This window comes from Angustibacter speluncae (assembly GCF_054777815.1).
Map to the genome: position 1 here is coordinate 24,450 of NZ_BAAHAF010000035.1, position 12,481 is coordinate 36,930.

The 12,481-nt window shown below is 76.2% G+C and carries 10 protein-coding genes and 1 riboswitch; of the genes, 9 read left to right on the plus strand and 1 reads right to left on the minus strand.

Annotated features, from left to right (window positions below; translation table 11 throughout):
• Positions 1-147 precede the first annotated feature (147 nt).
• The 5 genes from ACYVKY_RS04120 to ACYVKY_RS04140 are packed head-to-tail and all read left to right on the plus strand — an operon-like array spanning position 148 to position 6,031.
• Entirely contained in the window at positions 148-1,329 is a 1,182-nt protein-coding gene (locus tag ACYVKY_RS04120) for a sensor histidine kinase (RefSeq protein WP_460433724.1), read from the plus strand.
• Between the two features lie 5 nt (positions 1,330-1,334).
• Positions 1,335-1,988 carry a transcriptional regulator gene (locus ACYVKY_RS04125; protein WP_460433753.1) on the plus strand — a complete coding sequence of 218 codons (654 nt, stop codon included), beginning with the start codon at positions 1,335-1,337 and terminating at the stop codon, positions 1,986-1,988.
• A 57-nt stretch (positions 1,989-2,045) separates the two neighbouring features.
• Positions 2,046-2,885: an ABC transporter ATP-binding protein gene (locus tag ACYVKY_RS04130; protein ID WP_460433725.1), complete on the plus strand. Its 840-nt coding sequence runs from the start codon at positions 2,046-2,048 to the stop codon at positions 2,883-2,885.
• Positions 2,886-2,922: 37 nt separating this feature from the next.
• A complete protein-coding gene (locus ACYVKY_RS04135) occupies positions 2,923-3,912 on the plus strand; it encodes an iron-siderophore ABC transporter substrate-binding protein (RefSeq protein WP_460433726.1) in 990 nt (329 codons plus the stop codon).
• A 10-nt stretch (positions 3,913-3,922) separates the two neighbouring features.
• A complete protein-coding gene (locus tag ACYVKY_RS04140; protein ID WP_460433727.1) occupies positions 3,923-6,031 on the plus strand; it encodes an iron ABC transporter permease in 2,109 nt (702 codons plus the stop codon).
• A 24-nt stretch (positions 6,032-6,055) separates the two neighbouring features.
• On the opposite strand, the gene ACYVKY_RS04145 is transcribed toward ACYVKY_RS04140, so the two are convergent.
• A complete protein-coding gene (locus ACYVKY_RS04145; RefSeq protein ID WP_460433728.1) occupies positions 6,056-7,402 on the minus strand; it encodes a cryptochrome/photolyase family protein in 1,347 nt (448 codons plus the stop codon).
• A 142-nt stretch (positions 7,403-7,544) separates the two neighbouring features.
• On the opposite strand from ACYVKY_RS04145, the gene ACYVKY_RS04150 reads away from it, so the two are divergent.
• The 4 genes from ACYVKY_RS04150 (at position 7,545) to ACYVKY_RS04165 (ending at position 12,458) form a co-directional block, all read left to right on the plus strand.
• Complete coding sequence (locus tag ACYVKY_RS04150) at positions 7,545-8,237, plus strand: metal-dependent transcriptional regulator (protein ID WP_460433729.1); 693 nt, start codon at positions 7,545-7,547, stop codon at positions 8,235-8,237.
• 280 nt (positions 8,238-8,517) lie between these two features.
• A riboswitch (cyclic di-AMP (ydaO/yuaA leader) is annotated at positions 8,518-8,678 on the plus strand.
• Positions 8,679-8,683: 5 nt separating this feature from the next.
• Positions 8,684-9,487, plus strand: a complete 804-nt coding sequence (locus ACYVKY_RS04155) for a C40 family peptidase (protein WP_460433730.1) — start codon at positions 8,684-8,686, stop codon at positions 9,485-9,487.
• A gap of 564 nt (positions 9,488-10,051) precedes the next feature.
• Positions 10,052-10,546 carry an HNH endonuclease gene (locus ACYVKY_RS04160; protein ID WP_460433731.1) on the plus strand — a complete coding sequence of 165 codons (495 nt, stop codon included), beginning with the start codon at positions 10,052-10,054 and terminating at the stop codon, positions 10,544-10,546.
• A gap of 82 nt (positions 10,547-10,628) precedes the next feature.
• Positions 10,629-12,458 (plus strand): gamma-glutamyltransferase family protein, encoded by a 1,830-nt coding sequence (locus ACYVKY_RS04165; protein WP_460433732.1) that lies wholly within the window; start codon positions 10,629-10,631, stop codon positions 12,456-12,458.
• The last annotated feature ends 23 nt before the right edge of the window (positions 12,459-12,481 follow it).

The window sequence follows — 12,481 nt, forward strand, 5'->3', positions numbered from 1 at the left end:
GCGCCGGCATCGGCCGCGGGGCCGCACCCGGGCCGCGCCGGTCGAGGTCCCGCTACGACTTCCGGTCACCCGGCACCGACCTGCGGCCACCCCGGCGCCGCCGTGCGGCCGTGCCGCCGGTCGTCCCGGCTCGCCTAGCCTGCGGACGTGCCCTTCTCGCCCGCGCAGCAGCCGCGCCTGACCTGGTGGAGCCACACCTGGCGGACGGTGCTGGTGCTGCTGATCTCGGGCTCGGCGATCGTGACCCTCGCCGAGGACGAGCGTCCCGCCGCCGGGCTGCTCGTGGCGGTCGACGTCCTGCTCGGCGTCGCCGCCTTCGTGCTGGTGTTCTTCCGCCGTCGCTGGCCGGTCGCGGTCGCGGTCGCGGCGACCCTCGCGACCGCGGTGTCCGGGCTCGCGTCCGGTCCCGCGCTGCTCGCGCTGGTGTCGTTGTCGACCCGCCGCCGCTGGCGGGAGATCGTGCCCGTGGCGGTCCTGACGCTGCTGGCCGGGCTGGGCTACGCGCTCGCCTGGCCCGGCGCCGTCGCCGCCGGCGGCGGCCTCGGGGACGTGCTCTTCCAGGCCGGCGTCGGCATCCCGTTCACCGGTGCCCTGGTGGCGTGGGGCCTGTACGTCGGCTCGCGCCGCGAGCTGCTCTGGACGCTGCGCGACCGGGCGCAGCGGGCCGAGGACGAGCAGGCGACCCGGGTGGCCCAGGCCCGCACCGCCGAGCGCACCCGCATCGCCCGCGAGATGCACGACGTGCTCGCGCACCGCATCTCGCTCGTCACGATGCACGCCGACGCGATGGTCTACCGCACCGACCTCGACGCCGAGCAGCTGCGCACCTCCGCCGCCGTCATCCAGGAGAGCTCCCACCGCGCGCTGGTCGAGCTGCGCGAGGTGCTCGGCGTCCTGCGCGACGACCCGGGCGACGCGCAGCCCGAGCGGCCGCAGCCGGCCGCCCGCGACCTCCCCGCGCTGGTCGACGAGCTCGTGGCGGACGGGATGCGGGTCGACGCCGACCTCGACGGCACCGACCTCGGCGCCGTCCCCGACACCACCGGGCGGACGCTGTACCGCGTCGTGCAGGAGGGGCTCACCAACGCCCGCAAGCACGCGCCGCACGCGGTCGTCGCCCTGCGGGTCGCGGGCGCCCCGGGCGACGGGCTCGAGGTCGAGGTGCGCAACCCGCTCGCGCCCGGCAGCCGCACGAGCGCACCGGCGTCCGGGCTCGGCCTGGTCGGGCTGGCCGAACGGGCGTCCCTGTCGGGCGGTGCCATCGACCACCGCGTCGTCGACGACCACTTCGTGCTCACGGCCCGGCTCCCGTGGGCTGTGCCAGGGTGAGCGCCGTGACGACCCGGGTGCTGCTGACCGACGACGACCCGCTCGTGCGCGGCGGGCTCGCGCTGATGCTCGGCGGCTCGTCCGACGTCGAGATCGTCGGCGAGGCGGCCGACGGGCAGGAGGCGGTCGACCGGGTGCGGCGGGGCGGCGTCGACGTCGTCCTGATGGACCTGCGGATGCCCGTCCTCGACGGCATCGAGGCCACCGCGCGCATCCGCGCCCTGCCGTCCCCGCCGGCGGTCATCGTCCTGACCACCTTCGACGCGGACGACTACGTCGTGCGCGCGCTGGCGGCCGGCGCGAACGGCTTCCTGCTCAAGGACACCGGTCCGGCCGGCATCCTCGACGCAATCACCAAGGTGGTCGCGGGGGAGCCGATCCTGTCGCCGGTGATCACGCAGAGCCTGATCCGCCAGGTCGCCGGCGCCGCCGACGACCCGCGCGAGACCCGGGCCCGCTCCGCCGTCGAGGCGCTGTCCGAGCGCGAGCGCGAGGTGGCGGTCGCCGTCGGCCGGGGCGGGTCGAACGCCGAGATCGCCGCCGAGCTGTTCATGAGCCAGGCGACGGTGAAGGCGCACATCTCGCGCATCTTCACCAAGCTCGGGGCCACCAACCGGGTGCAGGTCGCGATCACGATGCACGACGCCGGCCTGCTCTGACCGCTCCGCGGGACGGATGGTCGAAGGGCACCCTCACTTAGGCTAGCCTTCCCTTCCGTGACCACCCGGACAGAGGACGGGGCCGCCCTGCGCGGACGCGACCTCACCCTCGCCTACCGCGACACCACCGTCGTGCACGGCGCCTCGCTCGAGCTGCGCCCGGGGCGCGTCACCGCGCTCGTCGGGCCCAACGGCAGCGGCAAGTCGACCCTGCTGCGCTCGCTCGCCCGCCTGCACCGGGTGCAGGCCGGCGACGTCCTGCTCGACGACGGCTCGCCCGCGGCGGCCCTCGGCGCCCGCGACTTCGCCCGCCGCGTCACGATGCTCAGCCAGAACCGGCCGAGCCCGTCCGGGTTGACGGTGCACGACGTGGTCGCGTTCGGCCGCCACCCCTACCGCCGCCGGTTCTCCGCGCTCGGCGCCGACGACCGCGAGGCCATCGCGTGGGCGGTCGACGTGACGGGCACGGCCGCGATGGCCACCCGGGCCGTCGACGAGCTGAGCGGCGGTGAGCTGCAACGGGTCTGGCTCGCCACCTGCCTCGCGCAGCGCACCGGCGTGCTGCTGCTCGACGAGCCGACCAACCACCTCGACCTGCGGTACCAGGTCGAGACCCTCGACCTGGTGCGCGACCTCGCCGACGACCACCAGGTCGCCGTCGGCGTCGTGCTGCACGACCTCGACCAGGCCGCCGCCGTGTGCGACACCGTCGTCCTGCTCGACCACGGGCGGGTCCGCGCCGCCGGCCCGCCCGCCGACGTGCTGGCCGGCGACCTGCTGTCGGAGGTCTACGGGCTGCGGATCGAGACCGTCGTCGACCCCGAGAGCGGACTCGTGCGCACCCAGCCGCGCGGGCGCCACCACGCCCGGGCCGCCGCCCGCGCCACCACCCCCTGAACCCCGCACCACCACCGAGCGAAGGACACCCACCCCGATGAGCAGGACGATCCGCGGCGCCGTCACGGTGCTGACCGCCGCCTCGCTGCTGGCCCTGGCGGCCTGCGGCTCCACCCAGCCGACCGCGCAGGCCGAGGGCGACGAGCCCGCCGGCGGCGGTGCGACCGCCGAGGCGATCAGCCTCACCGACGCCGAGGGCACCGCCGTCGAGCTCGACGGTCCGGCCGAGCGCGTCGCCACGCTGGAGTGGCAGCAGACCGAGATGGTGCTGACGCTCGGCGTCGAGCCCGTCGCCGTCGCCGACCCCGCGGGGTACACGACCTGGGACAGCGCCGAGGCGCTGCCCGAGGGCGTCGCGGACGTCGGCACCCGCGGCGAGGTGAACCTCGACGCGCTGTTCCAGACCGACCCCGACCTGGTGATCGCCGAGATGGGCGACCCCGCGCTGGAGCAGCTGCGCGAGTACGACGTGCCGGTGCTGGTCACCCAGGGCGCCGACGCCGCCGACCCGCTCGCGCAGATGGAGGAGACCTTCACCCTCGTCGCCGAGGCCCTCGGCAAGGCCGACGAGGCCGAGACGGTGCTCGCCGAGCTCGACGCGAGCATCGAGGACGCGAAGGCGGCCGTCGAGGCGGCCGCCCCCGCCGTCACCGGCTTCGTCTACGCCGACGCGTACGTGAACGGCTCGACCCTGTCGATCCGCCCGTTCGGCCAGGGCTCGCTCGTCGGCGAGCTCGGCGAGACCGTCGGCCTCACCAACGCCTGGGCGGGCGAGGTCGACCCGGTGTACGGGCTCGGCCAGACCGACGTCGAGGGCCTGACCGCCGCCGGCGACGTCTGGTTCTTCTACACCGGCACCGAGGACGAGACCTGGGCCACCTCGCTCGAGGGCAACGCGCTGTGGACGAACTCCGCGTTCGTGCAGAACGACCGCGCGGTCGCGTTCCCCGACAGCATCTGGACCTTCGGCGGCCCGCGCTCGGCGCAGCAGCTGCTCGAGGGGTTCGTCACCTCTGTCGGCGGCTGACCGTCCTGCCGTGACGCTCCTCGCCCCGCGCCGCACCGCCCCCCGCCCCGACGCCTCCGCACCGGAGCGCGTCGGGGTCCGCGGGGCGGTGTCGGCGTCCGCCGCGACCCTGGCCGTCGTCGCCGCGCTGGTCGTGGTGGCGGGGTGGCACCTCACCCAGGGCACCACCGGGGTCGGGGCGGGCGACCTGCTCGACCTCGTCCTCGGCCGGGCCGACCCCTACGTCGTCGACGTGCTGAGCGACTCGCGGCTGCCGCGGTTGCTCGCCGGCCTGCTCGTCGGCGTCGCCCTCGGCGCGGCCGGCGCGGTGTTCCAGTCGCTGGCCCGCAACGCGCTCGCCTCGCCGGACACGCTCGCGGTCAACGCCGGGGCGTACGCGGCGGTGGCCGTCGTCGCGGCGCTCGGGCTGACGCTGCCGCTGCTCGGGAAGGGCCTGGTCGCGTTCGCCGGCGCGCTGCTCGCGGCCGGCGTCGTGCTGGTGCTCGGCGGCGGGGGTGCCACCTCGACCACCCGGCTCGTCCTCGCGGGCTCGGCGCTCGCGCTCGCGCTGAACGCGGTCGCCGGGGCGATGCTGCTGCTGTTCAGCCAGGAGACCACCGGCCTGTTCGCCTGGGGCAACGGGACGCTCAGCCAGACCGGCCTGGGCGGCGTCCGCGCGATGACCCCGGTCGTGCTGGTGACGCTGGCCCTGCTGCTCGTGCTGTCGCGCCGCCTCGACCTGATGGCGCTCGGTGACGACACCGCCTCGGTGCTCGGCGTCCCGGTGCGCGGCACGCGCGTGGTCGGCACCGTGCTGGCCGTCGTGCTGTGCGCGTGCGCCGTGAACGTCGCCGGGCCGATCGGGTTCATCGGGCTGGCCGCCCCGGCGGCCGTGCGGCTGCTGGCGAAGGTCGTGCCCGCGGTCAGCCGGCACGCCGTGCTGCTGCCGCTGTCCGGCCTGGTCGGCGCCCTGGTGGTGCTGCTCGCCGACGCGCTGGTGCGGGCCGCCCTGGGCGCCGACGCCGCCCTGCGCATCCCGACCGGCGTCACCACGACGATCCTCGGCGCGGTCGTCCTGGTGCTGCTCGCGCGCCGCTCCCGCGACGCCGGCCCGACCCGCCAGCCACCGGCCGCGCGGACGGGTGCCGCGCACTCGCGCCTGCGCTTCGCCGTCGTCCTCGCCCTCGTGCTGGCGCTCGCCGTCGCCGGGCTCGTCGTCGGCCTGCTCACCGGCAGCACGATGCTGCTCACCGGCGACGTCGTGAACTGGCTGCGCGACCAGGCGGTCGTGTCGGTGCAGTTCGCCCTGGACGAGCGCGCGCCCCGCGTCGTGGCCGCCCTGGCCGGCGGTGCCGCCCTCGCGCTCGCCGGCACCGTCGTGCAGGCCGTGTGCCGCAACCCGCTCGCCGAGCCGGGCATCCTCGGCATCACCGGCGGCGCCGGCCTCGGCGCCGTGGTCGTCACCGTCGCGGCGGCCGGCGGCACGGTCACCACCGGCTCGGTCTCGGTCGGCGCCGCGATCGGCGCGCTGGCGTCCTTCGCCGTGGTCTACGGCCTGTCCTGGCGCGGCGGGCTCAGCTCGGACCGGCTCGTGCTGGTCGGCATCGGCGTCGCCGCCGGCACGGCGGCCGTGACCGCCCTGCTGATCGTGAACGACAACCCGTGGGACACCCCGACGATCTACACGTTCCTGTCGGGGTCGACCTACAACCGCACCTGGACGCAGGTCGTGCCGCTGCTCGTGGTGCTGGCCGTCGCGCTGCCGGTCGCCTGGGCCGCGCACCGCGACCTCGACCTGTTCGCGCTGGACGACGACACCCCGCGGCTGGTGGGCATCCGGCTCGAGCGGGCGCGGCTCGTGGTGCTCGTGCTCGCCGCGCTGCTCACCGCGGCGGCCGTCAGCGCGGTCGGCGTCGTCGGGTTCGTCGGCCTGGTGGCGCCGCACGTGGCGCGGGCGCTGGTCGGCGGGCGGCACCTGCGGGTGGTGCCCGTGGCCCTGCTGCTCGGCGCGGTGCTGCTGGTGGTGGCCGACACCCTCGGCCGCTGGGTGATAGCGCCGAGCCAGCTGCCCGCGGGCCTGCTGGTGGCCGCGATCGGCGCGCCCTACTTCCTCTACCTGCTGCACCGCTCCCGCGCCTGACCCCGGCCGGCGAGGAGCGCTCGGTCAGCCGCGGATCTCGGCGTACCGGTCGAGCGCCTCCTGGCGCTCCACCTTGTGGTCGACGACCCGCTCGGGGTAGCCGTGGGCGTAGCCGTCCTCGGCGTCCCACGGCGCGTGCGCCGCCTTCCCGGCCAGGTGCCGCAGCTCGGGCACCCACCGGCGCACGTAGTCGCCGTTCGGGTCGAACCGCTCTCCCTGCGCGACCGGGTTGAACACCCGGAAGTACGGGGCGGCGTCGGTGCCGCTGCCGGCCACCCACTGCCAGCCGTGGTTGTTCGAGGCGAGGTCGCCGTCGACGAGGTGGTCGAGGAAGTGCCGCGCGCCGTGCTGCCACTCCACGTGCAGGTCCTTGACCAGGAACGAGGCCGTCACCATCCGCACCCGGTTGTGCATCCAGCCCTGCCCGAGCAGCTGGCGCATGCCGGCGTCGACGAGCGGGAAGCCGGTCTCGCCGCGCTGCCAGGCCTCGAACGCCTTCCCGGGACGGGTGTAGCGCATCCGACCCAGCTCGGGCTTGAGGTAGTCCCACGCCGTGCGCGGCTGGTGCCACAGCACGTCGGCGTAGAACTCGCGCCAGGCCAGCTCGGACCGGTACGTGCGCACGCCGTCGCCGCGCCGGCCCGCCAGGTCGGCCAGCAGCGTGCGCGGGTGCAGCTCGCCGTACTTGAGGTGCACCGACAACCGGCTGGTGCGGTCGAGGTCGGGCCGGTTGCGGCCGTCGGCGTAGCCTCCCAACGCGTCGTCGCGGAACTCCTCCCAGCGCTCGCGGGCGGCGTCCTCGCCCGCCGCGGGGAGGTCGGCGTCGAGCGCCGGCTCGTCGGGCAGGTCGTCGCCCTCGACGCTGCGCGCCCACCGCAGCCCGGTCGGCGGGCCGCCCGCCGGTGCGGGCCACCCGTGGTCGGCCCAGGCGCGGGAGAAGGGGGTGAAGACGGCGTACGGCGTGCCGTCGGCCTTGGTGACGCTGCCGGGTCCGACCGCGTACGGCGTTCCCGTGCGGACGAGGGGCGCCTCGAGCGCCTCCTCGACGGCGTCGTCGCGGCGTCGGCCGAAGGGGGCGGTGTCGGCGCTGACGTGCACGGCGTCGGCGCCGAGCTCGCGCACCACCTGCGGCAGCACGGTCTCGGGCCGACCACGCCGCACCACGAGCGCGCCGTCGGTGGCCGACCGCAGCGCCGCCAGCGAGCGCAGCAGGTAGGTGGTGCGGGCCGCCCCGGCGCCGCGCAGCAGCCGCGGGTCGAGGACGAACAGCGGCAGCACCCGGCCGCCGTCGGCCTGCTCGGCGGCCGCCTGCAGCGCCGGGTGGTCGAGCAGGCGCAGGTCGCGGCGGAACCACAGCACGGTGTCGGGCACGGGGCCAGGGTGCCGCCCGCGGGCCGTCGCGGCACCTCGGGCAGGAACACCCCGCGCAGGAACACCCCGGGCCCCGCGGACGCTGAGCACTAGGCTGGCCGCTCGAGGCGGCAGCCGCGGCACCCGGAGGACTGAGCGCAACGTGAGCGACCTGATCGACACCACGGAGATGTACCTGAAGACCATCTTCGAGCTGGAGGAGGAGGGGATCGTCCCGCTGCGCGCCCGCATCGCCGAGCGGCTGCAGCAGAGCGGCCCCACCGTCTCCCAGACCGTGGCCCGGATGGAGCGCGACGGCCTGCTCGTGGTCTCCGGCGACCGCCACCTCGAGCTCACCCCGGACGGGCGCGCCAAGGCCACCTCGGTGATGCGCAAGCACCGGCTGGCCGAGTGCCTGCTCATCGACGTCATCGGCCTCGACTACGAGCACGTGCACGAGGAGGCGTGCCGCTGGGAGCACGTCATGAGCGAGCGGGTCGAGCGGCACCTGGTGAAGCTGCTCGGGCACCCCACGCACTCGCCCTACGGCATCCCGATCCCCGGGCTCGAGGAGCTCGGCGAGCACCCGGACGACGACGCGTTCCTCACGGGCGTCGTCTCCCTGGTCACGGCGGCCCAGCAGGGTGCCGCCCAGGTGCAGGTCCGCCGGCTGGGCGAGCCGCTGCAGGTCGACACCGACCTGCTCGGCCAGCTGAGCGGCAGCGGCGTGCGGCCCGGCAGCACGGTGCAGGTGCGCCCGGTCGACGGCGGCGTCGTCGTCGGGGCCGAGGGCCACGACCAGCTCGACCTGCCGAACCCCACGGCCAGCCACATCTTCGTCACCGTCCCGGCCTGAGCGAGGGGCCGCCAGGCCCTTCTCCGGCGCCGTCCGGGGGCGCTCACCCGTCCGCGGGCCTGGTCCGATCGGACCAGGCCGGACGGGCACGCCCGGCTGCTCCGAGCGGGTGAGCCGGACGCCCTGTCGTCACGCTGCGGTGCCCGTGCGACCACCCCGACGCGCCGTCGTGACCGCGGTGTGACATTCGCGTGGGCGCTGGGTTACGGTTTCCCCGCCGTTCCGGACCCTCGGACCGGCCCTGCCGCAGGCGCCGAGCCCTGCCACTGCGGACAGGCCCCCTCGATCGACGCCTGGCAGGGGCGGGGGAACCACTTCTGGACCGTGGCCGGGGGCCACGGACCTCGGGGTGAAGCCGGGACGCACGCTGCGGACCGGCCGGGTGACACGAACCTCCACCCGAACCCGACAGCTCACCTCGTAGGCGGTAGGAGAGGTCCCACTTCGTGACGAGTCGCGTCCCGGGACGGCACCGCGCTGCGGTCCGCCCCAAGACACCCCTGTCCACCATCGCCACCCAGGTCACCGCCGGAGCCGGCACCGTCGGCCGCCGCGGCGCCGTCCTGGCCGCGTCCTCCGGCCTGGTCGTCTCCCTCGGCGTCAGCGCCGCGGACGCCGCCCCGGTCATCGACCTGCCGGGCGGTGCCGACGCCAGCGCGGCCGACGCCACGCAGGCCACCCCGGCCCCGCAGGCCGCGCCGGTCGCCGACGAGGCCGTCCAGGCGCCGCTCAGCATCCCGGCCGACGCGAACGTCGACGCCGTCGGTGCGGTCGCCGGCCAGGTCGTGGCGCCGCCGCCGCCCCCGCCGCCGCCCGCCCCGCGGGCGACGACCCGGGCCTCGCGCTCCGCGGACCGCTCGGCGTCCTCGGGCGAGTCGGCCGCCCCGGCGTCCTACGGCAACCTGTCGGCCTCGCGCGAGAACGTGATGGCCGTCGCCGCCCGCTACACGGGCGTGCCCTACCGCTACGGCGGCACCTCGCCGTCCGGCTTCGACTGCTCGGGCTACGTGCAGTACGTCTTCGGCCAGGTCGGCATCTCGCTGCCCCGCACCTCGAGCGCGATCGCGGGCTCGGCGACGAAGATCTCCCGCGACCAGGCCCAGCCCGGCGACCTGGTCTACAAGCCGGGCCACATCGGCATCTACGCCGGCGGCAACATGATGTACGACGCCCCCAGCTCGGGCGGCGTGGTCAGCAAGCGCGAGATGTGGTCCTCGGACTTCGGCTTCTACCGCATCCTCAACGGGTAAGAAGCCTCGACCTCCAGCAAGAGCCCGGCCCCGACGTGGGGCCGGGCTCTTCTGCGTCGCGTCCCACCCCGTCCCGGTCCCGGCTCCGGTCGGCTCCGGCGCGCCGAGCGAGGGAGCGCCAGCGAGCGAGTCGAGGTGGGAGGAGTCGACCCTCGGTGGAGCCGGGGCCGCGCGAGCGCCAGCGAGCCAGGAGCACTGTTCACCCGCGGGTCGACGCGAATGACGGTGACCTCGCGCACACCGCCGCGTACCCTGGCGTCGTCCGGGACGGCCGTCCCGGACCTCGACCCCAGGAGGTAGCCGTGGCCAGTCCGCGCGTCTTCGCCCGCACCGGGCGCGGAGCCGTGTGGTGCTGCCCGGCAGCCGCCCCTGCTGGGGGCCGCAGCGGAGCCGGAGCCGGGCAATGACCCGGATCCCGCACCGCCCGGTGCGCCCGCACCGCGAGCCCGTCAGCAGGCGTCGTCCGTCCCGGACGGCGCCTGTCGTCGTCTCCAGGTCAGGCGTGCGAGCAGACGTCCTCACGTGTCCCGAAGCCGTCGGGACCCGCACAGCGAGGTGGAACGCATGCGCACTCTCGTCCTCAACGCCGGCTACGAGCCGCTCGCCGTGGTCTCTTTCCGTCGCGCCCTGGTGCTCGTCCTGGCCGGCAAGGCGTCGGTGCTGGCGGCCGACGACCAGCCGGTCGTGTCCGGCTCGCTCAGCCTCGACCGCCCGTCGGTGATCCTGCTGACGCGGTACGTGCGCGTGCCGTTCGGCCGCTCGGTCCCCGTGTCGCGCCGCGGCGTGCTGCGCCGCGACCGGCACCTGTGCGCGTACTGCGGCACCACGGCCGGCACCGTCGACCACGTGCTCCCGCGCAGCCGTGGCGGCAAGGACTCCTGGGAGAACCTGGTCGCGTGCTGCGTGCGCTGCAACAACCTCAAGGGCAGCCGCACCCCGCAGGAGATGGGCTGGTCGCTGCGCACCGTCCCGGTGGCGCCGCACGGCGCGGGCTGGGTGGTCCGCGGCACCGAGCGCCGGCACGTCACCTGGGAGGACTACCTGCCCGAGGCCGCCTGACGCGGCCGCCCGCGCAGGTCCCTCGGCAGCGCCCGTCCCGGCCCGTCCTGCCGGGTCGCGACGGGTCTGCGAGGGTGTCGGCATGCCCCTGACGTCCACCCGCCCCGAGATCGCCGGGACGTTCGGGGCGGTCGCCTCGACGCACTGGCTCGCCACCCAGACCGGCATGGGGGTGCTCGAGCGCGGCGGCAACGCCTTCGACGCCGCGGCGGCCGCCGGCTTCGTGCTGCAGGTGGTCGAGCCGCACCTGAACGGGCCCGGCGGCGACCTGCCGGTGGTGCTGTGGAGCGAGGCCGACCGGCAGGTGCACGTGGTCTGCGGCCAGGGCGTCTCGCCGGCTGCGGCCACGGCCGAGGCGTTCGCCGACCTCGGTCTCGACGCCGTGCCGGGCACGGGTCCGCTCGCGGCCGTCGTCCCGGGTGCCTTCGGCGGCTGGCTCGAGCTGCTCGCCCGCTGGGGGACGCTGCCGCTGCGCGAGGTGCTCGCCCCGGCGATCGGGTACGCCCTCGACGGGGCCCCGGTGCTGCCCCGGGTGAGCGCGACGATCGCCGCGATGACCCCGACCTTCGAGCAGGAGTGGGAGCCGAGCGCGGCCACCTACCTGGTCGGCGGCGCGGCGCCGGCCCCGTGGGCGCGGCTGCGGCTCACCGGCCTCGGCCGCACCTACGAGCGCGTGCTCGCCGAGGCCGAGGCGGCTGGCGCCGACCGGCTCGCCCAGCTCGAGGCGGCCCGACGGGCCTGGTACGAGGGCTTCGTCGCCGAGGCCGTCGACGCCTTCGGCCGCGACCGCGCCTGGATGGACACCTCCGGCGAGCGGCACCGCGGCCTGCTCACCGGCGCCGACCTCGCGGGGTGGCGGGCGACCGTCGAGGAGCCGCTGGTCGGCACCTACCGCGACGTGCAGGTCGCCAAGACCGGGCCGTGGGGCCAGGGCCCGAGCCTGCTGCAAGCGCTGGCCGTCCTCGACCGCGCCGGACTGCCCGACCGCCTCGACGACGCCGACCCGACCTGGGTGCACGCGGTGGTCGAGGCGCTCAAGCTCGCGATGGCCGACCGCGAGGCCTGGTACGGCGACGGCGCCGACGGCGCCGCGCTGCTGGACGCCGCGTACACCACCGAGCGGGCGGCCCTGCTCGACCCCGACCGCGCCTCGCACGACCTGCGGCCCGGCCGGCTGGGCGGCGCCGACCCGCGGCTGCCCGCCCCGGTCGCGTCGCTCGCGGAGGCCACCGGGGGCGGGGGAGCGACGCCGAGCCCCGGGGTGGGGGAGCCCACCGTCCGCCGGGTCGACGCCCGGGTCGAGGGCGACCTCGGCGCCCGCGGCGACACCTGCCACGTCGACGTCGCCGACCGCTGGGGCAACGTGGTGTCCGCGACCCCGTCGGGCGCGTGGCTGCAGTCGTCCCCGGTGGTGCCGGGCCTCGGCTTCCCGCTCGGCACCCGCGGCCAGATGTTCTGGCTCGAGCAGGGCCTGCCGTCGTCCCTGCGACCTGGCGTGCGGCCGCGCACGACGCTGTCGCCGGCGCTCGCGCTGCGCGACGGCCGTCCCTGGACGGCGTTCGGGACGCCGGGCGGCGACCAGCAGGACCAGTGGCACCTGACCTTCCTGCTGCGCGCCGTGCACGGCGACCGCGGCGCCGACCTCGCGCTGCAGGCGGCGATCGACGCGCCGATGCTGCACACCGACCACGTGGCGTCCTCGTTCTACCCCCGCCGCGCCCGTCCCGGCGTGGTCGTGGCCGAGGACCGTTGGCCGGCGTCCACCCTCGACGGGTTGCGCGAGCGCGGGCACGAGGTCGAGGTCGTCGACGGCTGGTCGCTCGGGCGGCTCAGCGCCGTCGCGCTGGACGGCGGGTGGATCCGCGCCGCGGCGAACCCGCGTGGCGCGCAGGGGTACGCGACCGGGCGCTGACCGCCGGTCGGTAGGTTCGTCGC

What these genes read in the sequence shown, in the direction of transcription:
- ACYVKY_RS04135 (WP_460433726.1), top strand. Translation starts at nt 2,923, where the DNA reads ATGAGCAGGACGATCCGCGGCGCCGTCACGGTGCTGACCGCCGCCTCG.
- ACYVKY_RS04165 (WP_460433732.1), top strand. Translation starts at nt 10,629, where the DNA reads ATGCCCCTGACGTCCACCCGCCCCGAGATCGCCGGGACGTTCGGGGCG.
- ACYVKY_RS04160 (WP_460433731.1), top strand. Translation starts at nt 10,052, where the DNA reads ATGCGCACTCTCGTCCTCAACGCCGGCTACGAGCCGCTCGCCGTGGTC.